General features: G+C 66.6%; 16 protein-coding genes. 6 read left to right on the plus strand and 10 right to left on the minus strand.

The genetic code is table 11. From position 1 onward, the window contains the following. Position 1 precedes the first annotated feature (1 nt). Positions 2-979, minus strand: a complete 978-nt coding sequence (locus tag JHD82_RS07305; protein ID WP_012207467.1) for an ABC transporter permease — start codon at positions 977-979, stop codon at positions 2-4. Between the two features lie 17 nt (positions 980-996). Further along, the gene (locus tag JHD82_RS07310) at positions 997-2,598 is read right to left on the minus strand and encodes an ABC transporter substrate-binding protein (protein WP_199135853.1); all 1,602 of its coding nucleotides are present in this window, start codon (positions 2,596-2,598) and stop codon (positions 997-999) included. Positions 2,599-2,840: 242 nt separating this feature from the next. Here JHD82_RS07310 and JHD82_RS07315 point away from each other — a divergent pair, with 242 nt between their 5' ends. Beyond that, the gene (locus JHD82_RS07315) at positions 2,841-4,367 is read left to right on the plus strand and encodes a PLP-dependent aminotransferase family protein (RefSeq protein WP_199135854.1); all 1,527 of its coding nucleotides are present in this window, start codon (positions 2,841-2,843) and stop codon (positions 4,365-4,367) included. Here the strand turns inward: JHD82_RS07315 and JHD82_RS07320 are convergent. From JHD82_RS07320 to tal, 3 genes are all read right to left on the minus strand, one after another. Then, a complete protein-coding gene (locus JHD82_RS07320; protein ID WP_012207470.1) occupies positions 4,352-5,251 on the minus strand; it encodes a transporter substrate-binding domain-containing protein in 900 nt (299 codons plus the stop codon). The two genes, JHD82_RS07315 and JHD82_RS07320, sit on opposite strands and share 16 nt — an antisense overlap. A gap of 231 nt (positions 5,252-5,482) precedes the next feature. Next, positions 5,483-7,102 carry a glucose-6-phosphate isomerase gene (gene pgi / locus JHD82_RS07325; RefSeq protein ID WP_199135855.1) on the minus strand — a complete coding sequence of 540 codons (1,620 nt, stop codon included), beginning with the start codon at positions 7,100-7,102 and terminating at the stop codon, positions 5,483-5,485. Positions 7,103-7,106: 4 nt separating this feature from the next. Next, the gene (gene tal / locus JHD82_RS07330; protein WP_012207472.1) at positions 7,107-8,060 is read right to left on the minus strand and encodes a transaldolase; all 954 of its coding nucleotides are present in this window, start codon (positions 8,058-8,060) and stop codon (positions 7,107-7,109) included. Positions 8,061-8,268: 208 nt separating this feature from the next. Between tal and JHD82_RS07335 the strand changes: the two genes are divergently transcribed. Then, positions 8,269-9,114 carry a MurR/RpiR family transcriptional regulator gene (locus JHD82_RS07335; RefSeq protein ID WP_016448717.1) on the plus strand — a complete coding sequence of 282 codons (846 nt, stop codon included), beginning with the start codon at positions 8,269-8,271 and terminating at the stop codon, positions 9,112-9,114. Positions 9,115-9,141: 27 nt separating this feature from the next. On the opposite strand, the gene fabF is transcribed toward JHD82_RS07335, so the two are convergent. Continuing rightward, entirely contained in the window at positions 9,142-10,449 is a 1,308-nt protein-coding gene (fabF, locus tag JHD82_RS07340; RefSeq protein WP_199135856.1) for a beta-ketoacyl-ACP synthase II, read from the minus strand. A gap of 206 nt (positions 10,450-10,655) precedes the next feature. On the opposite strand from fabF, the gene JHD82_RS07345 reads away from it, so the two are divergent. Next, positions 10,656-11,258, plus strand: coding sequence for a TetR/AcrR family transcriptional regulator (locus tag JHD82_RS07345; RefSeq protein WP_199135857.1), 603 nt, complete (start codon positions 10,656-10,658; stop codon positions 11,256-11,258). Positions 11,259-11,273: 15 nt separating this feature from the next. Here the strand turns inward: JHD82_RS07345 and JHD82_RS07350 are convergent, their stop codons facing one another. The 3 genes from JHD82_RS07350 to JHD82_RS07360 all read right to left on the minus strand — a co-directional run bounded on the left by JHD82_RS07350 (position 11,274) and on the right by JHD82_RS07360 (position 15,021). Then, complete coding sequence (locus JHD82_RS07350) at positions 11,274-12,500, minus strand: M20 aminoacylase family protein (RefSeq protein WP_012207476.1); 1,227 nt, start codon at positions 12,498-12,500, stop codon at positions 11,274-11,276. Positions 12,501-12,634: 134 nt separating this feature from the next. Beyond that, positions 12,635-13,783, minus strand: coding sequence for a porin (locus JHD82_RS07355; protein ID WP_199135858.1), 1,149 nt, complete (start codon positions 13,781-13,783; stop codon positions 12,635-12,637). A 182-nt stretch (positions 13,784-13,965) separates the two neighbouring features. Then, a complete protein-coding gene (locus JHD82_RS07360; protein ID WP_199135859.1) occupies positions 13,966-15,021 on the minus strand; it encodes a porin in 1,056 nt (351 codons plus the stop codon). Between the two features lie 330 nt (positions 15,022-15,351). Here JHD82_RS07360 and coq7 point away from each other — a divergent pair, with 330 nt between their 5' ends. After that, entirely contained in the window at positions 15,352-15,969 is a 618-nt protein-coding gene (coq7, locus tag JHD82_RS07365) for a 2-polyprenyl-3-methyl-6-methoxy-1,4-benzoquinone monooxygenase (RefSeq protein WP_012207480.1), read from the plus strand. A 109-nt stretch (positions 15,970-16,078) separates the two neighbouring features. Here the strand turns inward: coq7 and JHD82_RS07370 are convergent, their stop codons facing one another. After that, positions 16,079-16,531, minus strand: coding sequence for an OsmC family protein (locus JHD82_RS07370; RefSeq protein ID WP_012207481.1), 453 nt, complete (start codon positions 16,529-16,531; stop codon positions 16,079-16,081). A 366-nt stretch (positions 16,532-16,897) separates the two neighbouring features. Here JHD82_RS07370 and ilvA point away from each other — a divergent pair, with 366 nt between their 5' ends. Together ilvA and JHD82_RS07380 are read left to right on the plus strand one after the other, a co-directional pair. Continuing rightward, positions 16,898-18,451, plus strand: a complete 1,554-nt coding sequence (gene ilvA, locus JHD82_RS07375; protein WP_199135860.1) for a threonine ammonia-lyase, biosynthetic — start codon at positions 16,898-16,900, stop codon at positions 18,449-18,451. 30 nt (positions 18,452-18,481) lie between these two features. After that, a partial coding sequence (locus JHD82_RS07380; protein ID WP_199135861.1) for an adenosylcobinamide-GDP ribazoletransferase occupies positions 18,482-18,734 on the plus strand: 253 nt, incomplete at its 3' end.

Here is an 18,734-nt window from a genome sequence, read left to right on the forward strand (position 1 = left end):
CTCAGGCCGCCTTGATGCGGGGATCGATCAGCCGGTAGCACAGGTCGGTGACGAGGTTCATCACGACCACGACGATGGAGGAGAACAGCAGCACGCCCAGGATGGTCGGGTAGTCGCGCCGCAGCACCGAATCGAAGGCCAGCCGGCCCAGGCCCGGCCAGTTGAAGACCGTCTCGACGATGATGGCGCCGGCCATGACGTTGCCGAATTGCAGGCCCAGCATGGTCACCACGGGCAGCAGCGCGTTGCGCAGCGCATGGCGGTAGAGCACCACATGCTCGGCCAGGCCCTTGGCGCGCGCCGTGCGGATGTAGTCGGCGCCCAGCACGTCCAGCATGGACGAGCGCGACAGCCGGCTGTACTGCGCCAGGTAGACCAGGGCCAGTGTCAGCGCAGGCAGCACCAGGTGCCGGGCCACGTCCAGCAGGTCGGCAAGGCCTGCGCCGCCTGCGGCATCGGCCGAGCGCATGCCCGACACCGGCAGCACGGGCCACCAGGAGGCAAAGGCCAGCACCAGCAGCATGCCGGTCCAGAACACGGGCGCCGCAAATCCCACCAGGGACAGCACGGTGATGCACTGCGACAGCAGGCCGTTGGGCCGGCGCGAGGACAGCACGCCCAGCAGCGTGCCCACCACGAAGGCCGTGAGTACGGCGGCCAGCACCAGCAGCAAGGTGGCGGGCACGCGCTCGGCAATCATCTGCGCCACCGGCAGGTTGAAGAAGTAGGAGTAGCCCAGATCACCACTGGCCACGCGCGCCAGGTAGATGCCCAGCTGCACGGGCAGCGGCCGGTCCAGCCCGTAGCGTGTGCGCAGCTCGGCCATGAGCTCGGGCTCCATGCCACCGCTGGCGCCGGCAATGGTCTCCACGGGATCGCCGGGCGCCGCATGCACCAGCATGAAGTTCAGCACCACCACGGCCAGCACCAGCGCCAGGCCCTGCAGCAGCCGCTTGAGGAGTGTGCGAAGAAAAGCCATGGACTGCACCTCCCCGACTACTTCAGAAAGATCTCGTCGTAGGGCGAGGCCGGCCCCCAGACCGTGGTCGGCAGGTTGCCCACGTTCTTGCGCGCAGCCGTGTGGTAGGGCGAGTTGTTGATGAAGATCACCGGCAGCTCGTCCGTCACGGTCTTCTGGAAGGCCGCATAGAGCTTCTTGCGCGCGGCCGTGTCCAGCGTGCTGCTGGCCGTGTTCAGCAGCTCGTCCACCTTGGGATTGCGGTAGGACTGGGTGTTGGTCCAGACCACGGGCTTGATGTTGGTGGACAGGTAGCTGCGGTGCACGCCGATGACCGGATCACCCCAGTTGAAGACGATGTCCATGGACAGGTCGAAGTCATGCGTGGCCAGGCGCCGGGCCCAGGCCGGGAAGTCGGCCGAGGCGCGCACCTCGACCGCGATGCCCACCTTCTTGAGCTGGGCACGCACGTACTCGGCCACGTTCTTTTGCTGCTCGTCCGAGCCCGGCAGATAGTCGATGGTGATCTTGAAGCGCTCTCCGTTGGAGGCGGGCTTGAGGCCGGCCTCGTCCAGCAGGGCCGCCGACTTCTTGAGGTCCAGCGGATAGCGCACCAGGTCGGCCGAGGCAAAGGGGCTGGCCGCCACGATGGGGCCGTCGGCCACGGTGGCGAAGCCGCCCATCAGCGCCTTGGTGATGAAGTTCTTGTCGATGGCATGCGCAATGGCCTTGCGCACGCGCACGTCGTCCAGCGGCTTCCTGTCGATGTTGATGGCCAGCCAGTTGATCGAGCCTATGCCCTCGAAGCCCTTGCCGGTCAGCGTGATCTGGGGATTGGTGGACAGGCGCTTCAGGTCGATGGAGGCCTGCAGGTAGGGCACCATCTGCACGTCGCCGCGCTCCAGGCTCAGCAGCAGGCTGGAGGAGTCGGGCACGATGTTGAAGACCAGCTTGTCCAGGTAGGGGCGGCCGGGCAGGAAGAACTTGTCGAAGCGCTCCATCACGATGCGCTGGCCCGCGCGGAACTCGGTCAGCTTGAACGGCCCCGAGCCCACCACGTCGGCGCTGTTGCGCGCATGGGTCTTGAGGTCGCTGCCGTCGCCATAGATGTGCTTGGGCAGTATGGGCGCCAGCGCCGGGCTCATGGCCAGCAGGATGGCCGGATGCGGCGCGTTCATGCGGATGATGGCCGTGTAAGGGTCGGGCGTGTCCACCTTCTCCACGGGCCCCAGCATGGTCTGGAACGGGTGGTTGGCCTTGATGGCCATGATGGAGAAGGCCACGTCGGCCGAGGTGATGGGCTTGCCGTCGTGGAACACGGCATTCCTGCGCAGGTTCAGGGTCAGCGACTTGCCGTCCTCGGCCAGCTTCCAGGACTCGGCCAGGTATGGCTGGGGCTTCCACTGGTCATCAAAGCGCAGCGGGCTGGCGAACAGCTGGGTGGAAGGCATGGCCGTGGCAATGCCCGATTGCACGGCGCCGTTCAGGTGCCGTGGCACCTGGGTACTGCCCACGATCAGGGTGCCGCCGCGCTGCGGCTCCTGGGCCTGGGCCTGCAGCGGCGTGGCCGCCAGGCCCGCCAGCGCGCCGGCCAGGGCCAGGGCCGCCAGGGCGCGGCGTCGGAAAGTGATGGTGTGCATGGACTGTCTCCCTCGTTGGATCGCCAGGCCGCGCGGCTCGCTGCCTTCAATCCAGAATACGCAACAAGGGCGCGGGCCGCGGGGGCCACAGCCGTCCAAACGTAGGAGCCAGAGGCCCGGTGTTTACCCGCGTCGGCCGGCCCAAACCTTTACTTGCCCGCACCCGCACCGCAACATGGCGCCGACCGCGCGCCCTCTGCCCGGCCGCGCCAAGAACGCCCCCCGATTGCCTCCGTTGCGCCATGAGCACCCCTTCCGCCACAGACCCACGCCACCAGTGGGCCCGCCTGTTCGCGCTGCCCGAGCAGCCCGGCCTTCCCCTGAAGGACCGCCTGCGCCTGGCCCTGGTCCAGCCCATCCTCGAAGGCCGCCTGCCGCCCGGCGCGGCCATGCCGCCCTCACGCGAGCTGTCGCGCCTGCTGGAGGTGTCGCGCAATACCGTGACCACGGTCTACGAGCAGCTGGTGGATGAAGGCTTTCTCGAGGCCCGCCCGCGCAGCGGCGTGTTCGTGGCCCGGGATTCGCGCCTGGCTGGTGTGGACGGCGCCGTGGCCCTGCCTGCGACAAGTCCCGGGGAGCCCGCGCCGGACTGGTCTGCACGCGTGCTGCGCTCGCTGACGGACAGGCACACGCTGTCCAAGCCGCTGCAGTGGCGCGAGTACCCCTACCCCTTCGTCTACGGCATGCACGATCCCGCGCTGTTTCCCACCGAAGGCTTCCGGGAATGCTGCACGCGCAGCCTGGCGCGCGCCCAGCTGCCGCACTGGACGCCGGACTTCGAGACCGACGACGTGCCCGACCTGATCGAGCAGATCCGCCTGCGCCTGCTGCCCCGGCGCGGGGTGTTCGCGCTCAAGGAAGAGATCCTGGTCACCGTGGGCGCGCAGCAGGCCTTCTACCTGCTGGCCGACGCGCTGCTGGCCCCCTCGCAGCGGCTGGGCTTCGAGGAGCCCGGCCACCCGCATGCGCGCAACACCTTTTCGCTGCGCCGCCCGCATTGGGTGCCAGTGGCCGTGGATGGAGAAGGCGTGGTGGTCGATGGCCTGCCGCCGCTGGACTACCTGTTCGTCACGCCCTCGCACCAGAGCCCCACCACCGTGACGCTGAGCCTGCAGCGGCGCGAGCAACTGCTGCGCCGCGCCGAGCAGGGCGATTTCGTGATCATCGAGGACGACTACGAGGCCGAGAACCTCTACCAGGGCACGCCCATGCCCGCGCTCAAGAGCCTGGACAAGGGCGGGCGTGTGATCTATGTGGGGTCGCTGTCCAAGAGCCTGTCGCCCGCGCTGCGGCTGGGCTATATCGTCGCGCCGCGCGCGCTGATCGACGAGTTGCGCGTGCTGCGCCATGCCATGGTGCGCCACCCCAGCGCCTTTCTGCAGCACGCCTATGCGCTGTTCCTGTCGCTGGGCCACCATGAGGCCCATGCGCGCCGCGTGAACCAGGCCATGCTGGAACGCGTGGCGCAGGTGGACCGCTCGCTGCGCGCGCACCTGCCGGATTTCATCTTCCGCCAGCCCCAGGGCGGCGCATCGCTGTGGGTGCAGGCACCGGCGTGGCTGGACGCCGATGCGCTGGCCGCCGTGGCGCGCCGCCACGGCGTGCTGATCGAGGCAGGCAGCGCGTTCTTTGCGACGCCGCGCCAGCCCTGCCCCTTTTTCCGGCTGCGCCTGTCCTCCATTGCCATCGATCAGATCGATGCCGGCATCCAGGCGCTGGCGCGGGCGGTATTGGAGCTGGACTCAGCCCGCAATCACTGCTGCGCGTAGGATTCCAGCGGCTTGTCGTTGGGCTTTTGCAGCAGCTGCTTGAGCAGGTCGCTCATGGGCAGGTTCAGCGGGGCGTTCTTGGGCGGAATGGGCTGCACGAACCACTTGTCGTAAATCTTCGCCACTTCGCCCGAGGCCATCATGCCCACCAGCACGTCGTCCACGGCCTTCTTGAAGGCGGGATCATCGCGGCGGAACAGGATGGCGATGGGCTCGGAGCCCAGCACCTCGCCCACGATCTTGAAGCCTGCCGGGTTCTTGGAGTTGGCGATGACGCCGGCCAGCAGGTTGTCGTCCAGCACGAAGGCATCGGCACGGCCCGATTCGAGCATCAGAAAGCTCTCGAAATGGTCCTTGCCCAGCGAGGTGGGCAGGTTCACGCCATTGTCGCGCCCGTACTTGCGCAGCAGCTGCACGGCGGTCGTGCCGGCCGAGGCCGCCACGGGCTTGCCGTCGAGCTGCTTGAAGGAGGTGATGCCCGAGTCGGCACGCACGGCCATGCGCACCTGGCTCACGTAGGTGGTCACGGCAAAGGCCACCTGCTTTTGGCGCGCGAGGTTGTTCGTGGTCGGGCCGCAGCCGATGTCCACGGTGCCGTTCTGCACCAGGGGCATGGTGTTCTGCGAGGTCAGGGCCATGTACTCGATCTTGGCCTTTGGCACGATCTGCGCCAGCACCTTCTCGCACAGCTCCACGTGGTAGCCCACGTACTTCTGCGTGGTGCCGAAGGCATAGGCCATGGGCGCCGAGCTTTCGCGCACGCCCATCACCACCTTGCCTGTGCTCTGGATCTTGTCCAGCGTGCCGGCCGCCTCCTGTGCATGGGCAGCGCCAGTTGCCGCCACCACACATGCCATCGCCACATGGGCCAGTACGAATCGCATCGAGGGTCTCCTTGGATAGTTGTTGCAGGTCCGAAGGCGCGCTGCGCCTCCACCCTGCCGTGCCGCCGTCACCGGCTGCCTCCAGGCAGGGCCGCCGTCAAGGCGATTGCATCAACTATCGAGCAATCAGGCGCCTGTGCATAACGATGAAATGGAAGAAGGTCATGCTCCACCCACATGACCCGGCACCCTGCTGGTGCGCCGCGGGAGCCACAAGCCCGCCGCGCCCGGTCAGCCGGCCGACCCTGCCGCAAGCCGGTGCATGAGGCCCTGCGTCGAGGCATCGACGCCCTGCCAGTCGCCGCTGTCCTGGCGCGCATGCAGCTGGCGCGCCAGGTGCTTGCCCAGCTCCACGCCCCACTGGTCGAAGCTGTTGATGTCCCAGACCGCACCGGCCGAGAAGACACGGTGCTCGTACAACGCGATCAGTGCGCCCAGCGATGCCGGGTCCAGCTGCTGCAGCAGCAGGAAGCTGCTGGGCCGGTTGCCCGCGCAATGGCGCTCTGCCCCTTCGCCGTGTCGCCCCTCCATCAGCGCCTGGGCCTGGGCAATGGCGTTGACGACCAGGCTCTGGTGGTGGGCGCCCAGGTATTTGCCGCCGTCGCGCAGCGCGATGAACTCCACGGGAATCACGTCCTGGCCCTGGTGCAGCATCTGGAAGAAGGCATGCTGGCCATTGGTGCCGGGCTCGCCCCAGATCACGGGCGCCGTGCGCACGGGCAGTGTCTGCCCGTCGCGCGTCACGCCCTTGCCGTTGCTCTCCATCTCCAGCTGCTGCAGGTAGGCGGTCAGCCGCCGCAGGCCATGGCTGTAGGGGGCAATGCAGCGGCTGGAGAAGCCGCAGAAATCGCGGTACCAGACATCCAGCAGGCCCAGGCGCAGCGGCAGGTTGCCCTCCACGCCCGAGGAAAAGAAATGCGCGTCCATGGCATGCGCGCCGTCCAGCAGCGCACGGAACTGCGCCGCGCCGATGGCGATGGCCACCGGCAGGCCGATGGCCGACCACAGCGAAAAACGGCCGCCCACCCAGTCCCAGAAACCCAGCGTGCGGCGGATGCCGAAGTCGGCTGCGGCCTGCACATTGGTGGTGAGCGCCACGAAGTGCCGGTCGATGGAGCATGCGGCCTGCGGGTCCTCGCTGCCGCCTTGCTCCAGAAACCACCGGCGCGCCGAGTGCGCGTTGAGCATGGTCTCGGCCGTGGTGAAGGATTTGGAGGCGATCAGGAACAGCGTGCTGTGCGGGCGCACGCGGCGCAGCACATGGCCGAGCTCATGGCCATCGACGTTGGAGACGAAATGGAAATTCTTGCCCGCATCGACCCAGTCCTCCAGCGCATTGACCACCACTTCGGGGCCCAGGTGCGAGCCGCCGATGCCGATGTTCACGATGTCGGTGATGCCCTCGTCGCCACGCACCTGCTCGGCCAGGGCCAGCATGGCGTCCAGCGTCTCGTGCACCTGGCCCAGCGCCTCGTGCATGGCCGGCTGCCACTGCTGCACGGTGGCGCAGTGGCGCAGCTGGCCGCCGTCGCGCGGCATGCGCAGCAGCCAGTGCATGACGGCACGGCCCTCGGTGCAGTTGACGGGCTCGCCGGCCAGCATGGCGTCGCGCTGGGCCAGCACGCCGGCCTGCTGCGCCAGCTCGCGCAGCAGCTCTTCGGTGCGCCCGGTCCAGAGGTTCTTGGACAGGTCGGCAAAGACATGGGGCGCCTGCTGGCTCAGCGCGTCCAGCCGGCCCGCGTCCGCGGCAAAGGCCTGGCGCAGATCCAGGGTCTGGATGTCTTCGTGGAAATGGCTTTCAAGTGCCGGCCATGCCGGCAAGGTATTGCACAGAACGGGCAAGGTCTTCATCCAATCAGTCTGCGGCCTGCTGCATCAATGCTTCGAGCTTGCGCGTGTCGGCAGCAAAGGCGCGAATGCCTTCGGCCAGCTTTTCGGTGCCCATGGCGTCTTCGTTGAGGGCCAGGCGGAACCCGGCCTCGTCGTAGTGCACGGGATCGAGCTCCAGGGTCCGCGCCGCCTCGGGGTCCAGGGCGCGCGACAGGGGCGCATCGCTGGCGCCCAGCTGGGCCAGCAGTTCGGGGGCGATGGTCAGCAGGTCACAGCCGGCCAGTGCCACGATCTGGCCCGTGTTGCGAAAGCTCGCGCCCATGACCTCGGTGGCGATGCCGAAGTGCTTGTAGTGCTCGTAGATGGCGCGCACGGAACGCACGCCGGGGTCGTTGGCGCCGGCCATGGCGGCCTCGTCCCACTGGGCGCCGGCCTGCTTCTTGTACCAGTCGTAGATGCGGCCCACGAAGGGCGAGATCAGCTGCACCTTGGCCTGGCCGCAGGCCACGGCCTGGCAGAACGAGAACAGCAGCGTGAGGTTGGTGTGGATGCCGCGCAGCTCCAGCTGGCGCGCCGCCTCGATGCCTTCCCAGGTGGAGGCGATCTTGATGAGCACGCGGTCGATGTGCACGCCTTCGGCCTGGTACAGCTCGATCAGGCGCTCGGCACGTGCCACGGTGGCCGAGGTATTGAAGGACAGGCGCGCATCGACTTCGGTGGAGACACGGCCCGGAATGGTGTTCAGGATCTCGCAGCCGAAGCGCACCAGCATGCGGTCCATGACCTCGTCGAGGCTGCGGCCCTTGTACTGGGCCACGGTGGCACGCATCAGCGGTGCGTACTCGGGCTTTTGCACCGCCTTGAGGATGAGCGAGGGATTGGTGGTCGCATCCCGCGGCTGGAACTGGGCCAGTTGGTGGAAGTCGCCGGTATCGGCCACCACGGTCGTGTACTGTCGAAGCGCATCAAGCTGGTTCATGGAACATCCTTTGGGCGGGAGCCTGGCGAGGGGCGGCATCGCACCAGGGCGGTGCGGTTGTACCGGCAAATCCTCCGAGTGTATGCGCGCGCATGGTTTGCATCGGCGTCAGGAAAGTAAGCGAAGGCTGCCGCTCATGCAAAATGCGCGCTGGACCTGCCTTGCGGCAACCGCTTCCCTTTACCCACAGAACAACGCCCACCGCCTAATGCTGGACCGCATCACCGCCTCGCTGCCCTCGCTTGCTCCCGCCGAACAACGCGTGGCCCGCCTGGTGCTGGCCGATCCTCGGGCCTTCGCACGGCAGCCGGTGCGCGAACTGGCCGAGCGTGCCCACGTCAGCAAGCCTACGGTGGTGCGCTTTTGCCGCAGCATGGGCTACGACGGCCTGGCCGACTTCAAGCTCAAGCTGGCCGGCAGCGTCAGCGAGGGAGTGCCCTTCATCCACCGCAGCGTGGACACCGACGACAAGACCAGCGACGTGATGGTCAAGGTGGTGGACAACGCCGTGGCCGCCTTCCTGCAGTACCGCAATGCCGCCAGCACCACGGCCATAGAGCAGGCGGCGCAGGCCATCGCCTCGACCTGGCAGACGGGGCGGCGCATCGAGTTCTACGGCGCAGGCAATTCGGGCATCGTGGCGCAGGATGCACAGCACAAGTTCTTTCGCCTGGGCGTGACCAGCCTGGCCACCAGCGACGGCCACATGCAGGTGATGAGCGCCACCCTGCTGGGGCCCGGCGACTGCGCGGTGATCATCTCCAACTCGGGCCGCACGCGCGACCTGATGGACGCCGCCGACATCGCGCGCAAGAACGGCGCCACCACGATTGCCATCACCGCCAGCGGCTCGCCCCTGGCCTCGGCCTGCCACATCCATCTGGCCGCCGACCATCCCGAGGGCTACGACCGCTACAGCCCCATGGTGTCGCGCCTGCTGCACCTGCTGGTCATCGACGTGCTGGCCACCTGCGTGGCGCTACGCATCGGCCCGGCCCTGCAGCCTGCGCTGGAGCAGATGAAGAACAACCTGCGGGCCAAGCGCTACACGTAGCACCGGCCCCAGGCCCACCCGCCTCGTTCAGCCCTGCCAGCGCCTGAGCACCAGCGAGGCGTTGACACCGCCAAAGCCGAAACCGTTGACCAGGGCATGCTCCATGGCCCAGGGCCTTGCCGCGCCGGCGACCAGGTCCAGCCCCTGGGCCAGGGGATCGGGCTCCACGAGATTGCGCGTGGCCGGCGCCATCTGGTCGCGCAGCGCCAGCACCGTGAAGATGGCCGCCACCGCGCCCGCCGCGCCCAGCAGATGGCCCGTGGCCGACTTGGTGGAGCTGATCGCCACGCCGCTGCCCTCGCCAAACAGGGAGCGCATGGCCGCCAGCTCGCCCCGGTCCCCCACGGGCGTGGAGGTGGCGTGGGCATTGAGGTACTGCAGCTGATCCGGCGACAGTCCGGCCATGGCCAGCGCCTGCGCCATGCTGCGGCGCGCGCCGTCGCCATCCTCCGGCCCCGAGGTGATGTGATAGGCATCGGCGCTGGTGCCGTAGCCCACCACTTCGGCCAGCGGCACGGCGCCGCGCGCCAGGGCGTGGTCCAGCCCCTCCAGCACCAGGGCGCCCGCGCCCTCGCCCATGACAAAGCCGTCGCGGCCTGTGTCGAAGGGGCGCGAGGCCTCTTCGGGGCGGTCGTTGTATCCCGTGGAAAGGGCCTTGGCCGCCGCGAACGCGCCCAGGCTCACGCGGTCGATGGCTGCCTCGGCGCCGCCGCACAGCGCCACATCGGCCTCGCCCGAACGGATCATGCGCAGGCCGTCGCCCACCGCCTGAACGCTGGCCGCACAGGCCGTGACCGGCGCACCCAGCGGGCCCTTGAGCCCATGGCGTATCGACACATGCCCGGCCGCGAGATTGACCAGGAAAGACGGCACGGTGAAGGGCGACAGGCGCGACACCCCCCGGCTGTCCGTGGTGCGCACGGCCTGGGCAATGGCGCCAAACCCGCCGATGCCCGAGGCAATGATGCAGGCCGTGCGCGTGCGCTCCTGCTCGCTGGCAGGCTGCCAGCCGGCCTGGGCCAGGGCCTGGTCCGAAGCGTCCAGCGCCAGCGGAATGAAGCGGTCCATCTTGCGCTGGTCCTTGGGCGAGACCACGGCATCGATGTCCCAGCCGCCTTCCGGGTCCCGGGCCAGGTCGGGCACCTGGCCTGCCACCTGGCCCGGCACATCGGGCGCCAGATCCTCGGGCAGCCGGCTCAGGCCCGATGCGCCGGACAGCAGCCGGCGCCAGGCCAATTCAGTGCCGCGCCCCAGCGGCGAGACCATGCCCATGCCCGTGATGACCACGCGGCGAGGCAGGTGGGCCGCCGTATGGACCGTATGGGCCGTATTCATGAGCCGCTCCTGGCACACCGTGCGGAGGTCGGAGCGGGCCCAGGCAGCAGGCTGCGCAGAAGTGAACAGGCATTCATCGGTTCTTCCCTGTAGAGTGCACAGCCCCTGCAGAACATGGCGCACAGGCCATGGCAGGGGCTGATTTATGATGATGGCCGTCATCATAAACGTGTTTTGATAACGACCACAATCATTGGACAGCGCACATGAAAGTCACGAAAGCCCAGGCCGCGCAGAACCGGCAGGACATCCTCGAAGCCGCCGCACGGCTGTACCGCGAGCACGGGCTGGAAGGCGTCGGCGTGGCCGAGGTGACGCGCGGCGCGGGGCTCACGCACGGCGGGCTCTATCGCCACTTCGAATCCAAGGATGCGCTGGTGCGCGAGGCCTGCGCACGCGCCTTCGACTGGTCCATCGCGCCGCTGGACGGCCTGCAGGGTGAACAGGCCGGCAGCCTTGCCGCGCGCGTGCAGTCCTATCTGTCGCCGCAGCACCGCGACAGCCCCGGCGAGGGCTGCCCCGCCGCAGCGCTGGCCGTGGACGTGGCCCGGGCAGGCGGCGATCTTTCAGCGGTGTTCGCCGAAGGGGTGGAACGCAACATCGGCAGATTTGCGCGCGTGATAGGCACACTTGGCGACGATCAGGCACCCGATGCCACACAGCGCGCCCAGGCCATGGCCATGCTCAGCAGCATGGTGGGCGCCCTGGTCCTGGCACGCGCCACGGTCGCAGCCAATCCAGCCTTGTCCGACGAGATTCTGAAAACGGTGCAGGCCCACCTTCTTGCGCCCGAGAGCCAGGCCCGTTGACCCGCTCCGCCTGCGCTATACGTCCTGCGAATGCAGCGGCATGGCCTGCTCGATCAGGCTGGCGTGCAGGGCAGCGCCCAGCGGCAGCACTTCGTCGTTGAAGTCATACCGGCTGCTGTGCAGCGGCACCCCGGGCTGGGCGCCCGTGGATTGCCCCAGGCGCAGGTAGGCACCGGGCTTGTGCTGCAGCATGAACGAAAAGTCCTCGGCCCCCATGCTGGGCTCCAGCTGCCGGTCCAGGTTCTCCACCCCCACCAGCGACTGGGCCACATCGGCAGCAAAGGCGGCCTCCGTGGGAGAGTTGATGGTGGCGGGATAGATGCGCTCGTAGTTGACCTTGGCCGTGGCACCCAGCCCCAGCGCCACCGCGCTGCACAACTCCTGCAGGCGCTGCTCGACACGGTCCTGCACGGCGGGATCGAAGGTCCGCACGGTTCCCACCAGCGTTGCCGTGCCCGGCATCACGCTGAAGGCGCCCAGGTCCCCGGCCTGCACGGCGCACAGGCTGATGACGGCACTGTCGATGGCGCGTACATTGCGCGAGACGATGCTCTGCACCGCCGTGGTGATGTGCGCGGCCGCCAGCACCACGTCCACCGTCTGGTAGGGATGCGCACCATGGCCGCCGCGCCCCGTGATCTCGATGGTGATGCGGTCGGCTGCCGCCATCATCGCGCCCATGTTGATGCCCACCGTGCCCGCACGCATGGCGGGCCAGTTGTGCATGGCGTACACGGCCTGCATCGGAAAGCGGTCGAAAAGACCATCGGCAATCATGGCCCGCGCGCCGCCGCGCCCTTCCTCGGCAGGCTGAAAGACCAGCACGGCCGAGCCATCGAAGCGCCGCGTCGCGGCCAGGTAGCGGGCGGCGCCCACCAGCATGGTCGTATGGCCGTCATGCCCGCAGCCGTGCATCAGCCCCTGCTTGCCGGACTTCCAGGGAAATTCGTTGTGCTCGACCATGGGCAGTGCGTCCATGTCGGCACGCAGGCCCACCATGGCGCCCGAACTGTGGCCCTGCCCGCGGATCACGGCCACCAGGCCCGTGGTGCCCAGGCCTTCATGGATCTCGTCCACACCGCACTGGCGCAAGGCCTCCTTGACGCGCGCCGCCGTGAAGCGCTCCTCGAATCCCAGCTCCGGATGCGCATGCAGCTCGCGGCGCAGCGCCGTCAGCTCCGGGTGGTACTGGGCGATCTGGGCAAAGGCCCGACCGCCTGCCTTGTATCGAGTGGCTTCCATAGCCTTGGTTCTTTCGCTTCGTTGGCCTGCGCATTACCTTAACGCAGGAAATCGCACCCGCCCACCGTCAGCCCATCGACAGGAAACAAAAAGGCCTCCCGAAGGAGGCCATTCGTTGCGCAGATGCCGCGTGCTCAGAAGCGATGGCGCAGGCCGACGGTGAAACCCGTGCGCTTGGTGGCGCCATTGGCGTCCAGCATCACGCCCGAGCCGCCGCTTGTCTTGGTGTGGTCCAGGGCCACATAGGCATCGGTACGCTTGGAGAAGGCGTAGTCGACCACCGCCACCAGGAAGTCCGCCTTGCCATTGAAATTGCCCGTGCCCGAGCCCGACTGCTTGGCATGGTAGTAATGCGCGCCCACATTGATCTGGGGCGTGATCTGGTAGCCGAAGCCCATCTTGTACATCTGGCGCTTGTTGGCGTCGCCAGCCACGAAGCCGCCGTTGGACGAGCCCGTCCAGAAGGAATTGAGGATGGCCTGGTCGAATCCACCGCCTGCGGTTGCCGCCGGGAATGCGTCCTTGCGCTTGTTCAGGCCGTAGCCCAGGTTGACGTACCAGGGACCCACACGGTACGAGCCGCCCAGGGTATAGGCATCGACCTTGGTACCGGCCGGCAGCGTGGTGCCCAGGTAGCCGGCGCCTGCGGAGATGCCGCTTTGCGAGTAGCGCAGATAGCCGCCGGCCGTCTTGATGGCGCCACCAGGGCTCACGCCGGTGCCGACCTTGTCGAAGGTGTTGTTCTCGTCGAACGAATACTGCAGGGCGCCGCGCACGGGGCCGAACTCGGCCAGGTACTTGACCATGTTGCTGGCGCGCGCGCCCATGGACATGCCGATTTCAGGCTTGTAGGCCTCCATGTACGGCGAATATGGGAAGGAGGCATAGGTGGAGGTCACCAGGTCGAACAGCATGTTGTACTGGCGGCCCAGGGTGACCTGGCCGAAGCTGCTGCTGCGAATACCGACCCAGGATTGCTGGAAGTAGCTGGCCGCAGCCTGCTCGCCGGTGTCGGTGAGGAAACGGGCTTCCAGGTTGGCAATCGCTGCCAGACCGCCACCCAGGTCCTCGGTGATGTTGATGCCCCAGCGGCTCTGCGACATGCCGCCGCCAATCATCTGGGTCTTGCCGCTCTTGGTCGGGCCTTCATTGGTGGTGTGGCGCACAGCGGCATCGACGATGCCGTACAGCTGCACGCTGCTTTGCTGGGCGAATGCTGCCAAGGGTGCCGTTGCTGCCAACACCGCCAGTGCCACGCTCTTTTTCACGAATGAAGAATTCATTGTGTTGTCTCTCTCTTGTTAACGATTGGTTGGTGGAAATTTCATTCTAGAAACGCTTTTCCCGCCTCGTCACCGTTGGCACAAGCACAACACAGGTCTTTCCCTAGCACAAAACAAAAGAGCCAGTCCGAAGACTGGCTCTTTTTTGCTTCAAATGGCAACTGGCTTACGCCAGCCGTTCATTAGAAAGCGTGGCGAATGCCGACTTGCACGCCAGTCTGGCTTTCGCCAGCTTGCACGCCACCAGCGTACACGCCCTTGGCTTGCAGGCCCAGGGTCGACAGATCCTTGTTCTTCAGGAACGCCAGGTTGCCGTACAGAGCGGTGCGCTTGGACAGGTTGTGGACGTAGCCCAGAGTGATCTGGTGAGCCTTGGAGTCGATGGCCTTTTGGTCGTACAGAGCGTATTGCAGCTTGACTTCGCCCACGCCGCCGACGGGAGCCGAAGCGCCCAGCATGTAGGAGTTGGTCTTGATGTCGCCGCCGATGTCACGCTTGAACTTGGTCTGTTGCAGCAGGCCGGTCAGCTTGGCAACGCCGAAGTTGTACGAAGCACCCAGGGTGATTTCGTCACGGTCGGTAGCCAGGCCGCCAACGGCAGTCTTTTGCTGGGCCAGGCCCAGGCTGGCGCTCAGGGGGCCGTTGTCGTATGCAACGTAACCGCCGATGTAACGGCCGACGCTGTCAGCAGTACCGATGGTTTGCTTTTCGTCGAAAGCGTAGCCAAAGCCGGCGTTGAAACCGCCGAAGTTGGGGGTGTAGTACGAGATCAGGTTGTTAGCGCGGATGCCGTTGTCGTCGGCGCCTTGGCCAGCTGCCCAGTTACGGAAGCCCATGAATTGGCCGATACCGGTGGCGCTGAACAGGTCGTAGGAGGTCAGCTTTTGGAAGGTCGGGACTTGATCACGGCCCAGGCGCACTTCACCGAAGTTGCCCGACAGGCTCACGGTGGAACGACGCTTGAAGTTGAAGCCGCTGGCGTTGCCATCGTCACCGAAGATTTCGCCTTCCAGCCAGAAGCCAGCCTTCAGACCACCACCCAGGTCTTCCGTGCCGCGCAGGCCCAGACGGCTCGTGGAAGCGCCGCTGGTGCCCAGGCCGTAACGGCTGTCGCCAGCTGCGTCCTTGTTCACGTAGGCAACGTTGGTGTCCACGATACCGAACAGGGTCACGGAGGATTGAGCCATTGCGGCGCCGGAAGCAGCCAGCACTGCCAGGGCAATCAGAGATTTTTTCATTACGAGTTACTCCAAGGTTTAGAAGGGCGCCGGTCGTGAGGAAGAGAGGCTTGGCCTGAGGCTCCACCGGTTTCCCGCGCCAACCTCCTGGTGGGGAAGTTAGGGCCTATTGCACCAGACCACCGCTGCCCATGCAAAGAAATTCACCCACAAACGGGCATTACCCCCCGTTTTTCGTTGCACTGCCGCAACAAACCTGCAAGCCAACACAATCAGGCCCAACCCGAACATCGCGCCGGCCTTGTTGCGCTTGCACAAAGAGAGGGCATGGCGTCCTGGTGTACCGTTCAGACCCTGAATTTGCCAAGATTTCCGCTCTAGGGACCGCCCATGGACAAGATACTGACTGCCGCCGATGCGGCGCTTCGCACCCTGTTTGCACAGCCTTCCGCCGCCGAACGCTCCCCGGCCGCCGGCATCGCGGAGGGAGAGCTGACCGAGGCACAGCGCCGCCTGTCGGGCGCCTTGATGCGCGTCAATCATGTCGGAGAGGTCTGCGCCCAGGCGCTGTACAACGCCCAGGCCATGGTGACGCGCGACATGGTGCTGCGCGAGCACCTGCTGGAGGCAGCGCGCGAGGAGACCGACCACCTGGCATGGACCCGCGACCGGCTCAACGCCCTGGGCGACCGGCCCAGCCTGCTGAACCCGCTGTGGTTCGCCGGGGCATTCGCCATTGGCGTGGTGGCCGCCAAGATCAGCGACGCGGCCAGCCTGGGGTTTGTGGTGGAGACGGAGGAACAGGTGTCCGCCCATCTGGAAAGCCATCTGGGCCTGTTGCCCGAGGAAGACCGCGCCTCGCTGGCCGTGGTGGCCCGCATGAAGGATGACGAGGAACGCCATGCCGCCGCTGCGCGCGAAGCCGGCGCCCTGCAATTGCCGCCCCCCGCCCGCGCCTTGATGCGCCTGGCAGCCAAGGTGATGACGACAACCGCCCACCGCATCTGAACCTTCAGAAACATCTGAAGCAGCATTCCATCCAAAAAAAGCGGGCCTTGCCCGCTTTCTTCATTTCAGGAGGGCCGCGCCGAGGCGCAAGCCCGGCCATCGGCTTACATCAGGCCTCGACGATGTCGAATCCCGTGGTGATCTCGGCCGTCTTGCCCAGCATGATGGTGGCCGAGCAGTATTTGTCATGGCTCATGGCGATGGCACGTTCCACCGCACCCGTGGGCAGGCCCGTGCCGCTGACGGTGAACTGCATATGGATCTTGGTGAACACCTTGGGGTCCGCATCGGCGCGCTCCGAGGTGAGCTTGACGCTGCAGCCTTTGACGGCATGCCTGCCGCGCTTGAGGATCAGCACCACGTCATAGGCCGTGCAGCCACCGGCGCCGGCCAGCAGCATCTCCATGGGGCGGGGCGCCTGGTTCTGCCCCCCATTGGCGGGGTTGGCCGCATCCGGCGCCCCATCCATATTGACTACATGGCCGCTGCCCGTTTCCGCCACGAAGCCCATGCCCGAGCGCATGCCGGTCGTGCCGCCTGTCCAACTCACTGTGCATTCCATTGTTGCGTCCTCAAAAAACTGTTGCTATTTTGCATCAACTACACAAAAACCCTGATTTTGTTGCAACGCAGCACCTGTCGTGCATACAATGCACCCAAGCGTTATCTGAAGGGTTAACCCGGACACCCCTCCAGATGGACTGCAGATTGTGAACCAACTTCGCTCTGCATCGCACCAGTTGTCTCCTCCACCTCCTCTATTGGTGGATTCAGCCCCCGGCTTTACAGCCTGGGGCTTTTTTTTGGTTTCGTCGCTCCCGGCACGCGCAGGACGCTGCACTGCAGCATGATTCACAAGCGCCTATGATGGCCGCCTGACACCGACGGGCCGCCTCCCGGCCTGCTGCTCTCCAGCCTTTCGCCGACGATGAACCACCCCCTGACCCCTGCCGACTACCTGACCAAGATCCTTACCGCGCGCGTCTATGACGTGGCCGTGGAGTCGGACCTGGAGCCCGCCAAGGCGCTGAGCCGCCGCCTGCACAACAAGGTGCTGCTCAAGCGCGAGGACCAGCAGCCGGTATTCAGCTTCAAACTGCGCGGCGCCTATAACAAGATGGCGCACCTGTCGGCCGAGCAGCTGGAAAAGGGCGTGATCTGCGCCTCGGCCGGCAACCATGCGCAAGGCGTGGCCCTGGGCGCACGCAAGCTCGGCTGCCGCGCCGTGATCGTGATGCCGACCACCACGCCCCAGGTCAAGATCGATGCGGTGCAGGCGCTGGGCGGCGAGGTGGAACTGGCCGGCGAAAGCTATTCCGACGCCTACAAGCACGCCGTCAAGCTGCAAAAGGAAAAGGGCCTGACCTTTGTGCACCCCTTCGACGATCCCTACGTGATCGCCGGCCAGGGCACGATTGCCATGGAAATGCTGAGCCAGCTGCAAAAGCTGGGCAGCCCGCGCCTGGACGCGGTCTTTGTCGCCATCGGCGGCGGCGGCCTGATCTCGGGCGTGGCCAACTACATCAAGGCCGTGCGCCCCGACGTGAAGGTGATCGGCGTGCACACCAAGGATTCGGACGCCATGCTGCAGTCCGTGCGCGCCGGCCACCGCGTGGAGCTGGCCGACGTGGGCCTGTTCGCCGACGGCACGGCCGTCAAGCTGGTGGGCGAGGAAACCTTCCGCATCTCCCAGGGCCTGGTGGACGACTACGTGGTGGTCGATACCGATGCCGTCTGCGCCGCGATCAAGGACATCTTCGTGGACACGCGCTCCATCGTCGAGCCGTCCGGCGCCCTGGCCGTGGCGGCCATCAAGCAGTACGTTGCCAAGCACAAGACCAAGGGCGAGACCTATGCCGCCATCCTGTGCGGCGCCAACATGAACTTCGACCGGCTGCGCTTCGTGGCCGAGCGGGCCGAGGTGGGCGAGGAGCGCGAGGCCCTGTTCGCCGTGACCATCCCCGAGGAGCGCGGCAGCTTCAAGCGCTTTTGCGAAGCGGTGGGCAAGCTGCCCGGCGGCCCGCGCAACGTGACCGAATTCAACTACCGCATCAGCCACGAGAACAAGGCCCATGTCTTCGTGGGCCTGACCACGGCGGCACGCGGCGAGTCCGAGAAGATCGCCAGGAACTTCGAGAAGCAGGGCTTCGAGGCGCTGGACCTGACCTTCGACGACATGGCCAAGGAGCATCTGCGCCACATGGTCGGTGGCCATTCGCCGCTGGCGCAGGAAGAGCGCCTGCTGCGCTTCGTCTTCCCCGAGCGCCCCGGCGCATTGTTCAAGTTCCTCAGCCTGATGGCGCCGACCTGGAACATCTCGCTGTTCCACTACCGCAACCAGGGCGCCGACTACGGCCGCATCCTGGTCGGCATGCAGGTGCCCGCCAAGGATGGCAAGAAATTCGACGCCTTCCTGAACAATCTTGGCTATCCCTGGGTCGAGGAAACCGCCAACCCGGCCTACCAGCTTTTCCTCAAGTGACGGACCTGGCGGGCCGGCACTGACACGCCCATGCAGCCGCTTCGCCACTTTGTCCTGGCCGTCCAGTTCTTCAGCCGCATCCCGGTCACGGGGCGGCTGGCCGCCTGGGCTGGCTGGAGCCCCCAGCTGCAGCACGCCAGCGTTGCCCATCTGCCCGGCGTCGGCTGGCTGGTGGGCGCATGGGGCGCAGCGTGCCTGGCGGCAACGGGCTGGCTGCTGGCACCCAGCCCCTGGATGCCGCTGGTTGCCGCCGTTCTCTCCACCGTGGCCACGCTGTGGCTGA

Source organism: Delftia sp. ASV31 (assembly GCF_016428765.1).
In the GTDB taxonomy this organism is placed as follows: domain Bacteria; phylum Pseudomonadota; class Gammaproteobacteria; order Burkholderiales; family Burkholderiaceae_C; genus Comamonas; species Comamonas acidovorans.

What these genes read in the sequence shown, in the direction of transcription:
- fabF (WP_199135856.1), bottom strand. Translation starts at nt 10,449, where the DNA reads ATGAATACGGCCCATACGGTCCATACGGCGGCCCACCTGCCTCGCCGC.
- JHD82_RS07310 (WP_199135853.1), bottom strand. Translation starts at nt 2,598, where the DNA reads ATGCACACCATCACTTTCCGACGCCGCGCCCTGGCGGCCCTGGCCCTG.
- pgi (WP_199135855.1), bottom strand. Translation starts at nt 7,102, where the DNA reads ATGAAGACCTTGCCCGTTCTGTGCAATACCTTGCCGGCATGGCCGGCA.
- JHD82_RS07355 (WP_199135858.1), bottom strand. Translation starts at nt 13,783, where the DNA reads ATGAATTCTTCATTCGTGAAAAAGAGCGTGGCACTGGCGGTGTTGGCA.
- JHD82_RS07305 (WP_012207467.1), bottom strand. Translation starts at nt 979, where the DNA reads ATGGCTTTTCTTCGCACACTCCTCAAGCGGCTGCTGCAGGGCCTGGCG.
- ilvA (WP_199135860.1), top strand. Translation starts at nt 16,898, where the DNA reads ATGAACCACCCCCTGACCCCTGCCGACTACCTGACCAAGATCCTTACC.
- JHD82_RS07320 (WP_012207470.1), bottom strand. Translation starts at nt 5,251, where the DNA reads ATGCGATTCGTACTGGCCCATGTGGCGATGGCATGTGTGGTGGCGGCA.
- tal (WP_012207472.1), bottom strand. Translation starts at nt 8,060, where the DNA reads ATGAACCAGCTTGATGCGCTTCGACAGTACACGACCGTGGTGGCCGAT.
- coq7 (WP_012207480.1), top strand. Translation starts at nt 15,352, where the DNA reads ATGGACAAGATACTGACTGCCGCCGATGCGGCGCTTCGCACCCTGTTT.
- JHD82_RS07335 (WP_016448717.1), top strand. Translation starts at nt 8,269, where the DNA reads ATGCTGGACCGCATCACCGCCTCGCTGCCCTCGCTTGCTCCCGCCGAA.
- JHD82_RS07350 (WP_012207476.1), bottom strand. Translation starts at nt 12,500, where the DNA reads ATGGAAGCCACTCGATACAAGGCAGGCGGTCGGGCCTTTGCCCAGATC.
- JHD82_RS07360 (WP_199135859.1), bottom strand. Translation starts at nt 15,021, where the DNA reads ATGAAAAAATCTCTGATTGCCCTGGCAGTGCTGGCTGCTTCCGGCGCC.
- JHD82_RS07345 (WP_199135857.1), top strand. Translation starts at nt 10,656, where the DNA reads ATGAAAGTCACGAAAGCCCAGGCCGCGCAGAACCGGCAGGACATCCTC.
- JHD82_RS07315 (WP_199135854.1), top strand. Translation starts at nt 2,841, where the DNA reads ATGAGCACCCCTTCCGCCACAGACCCACGCCACCAGTGGGCCCGCCTG.
- JHD82_RS07370 (WP_012207481.1), bottom strand. Translation starts at nt 16,531, where the DNA reads ATGGAATGCACAGTGAGTTGGACAGGCGGCACGACCGGCATGCGCTCG.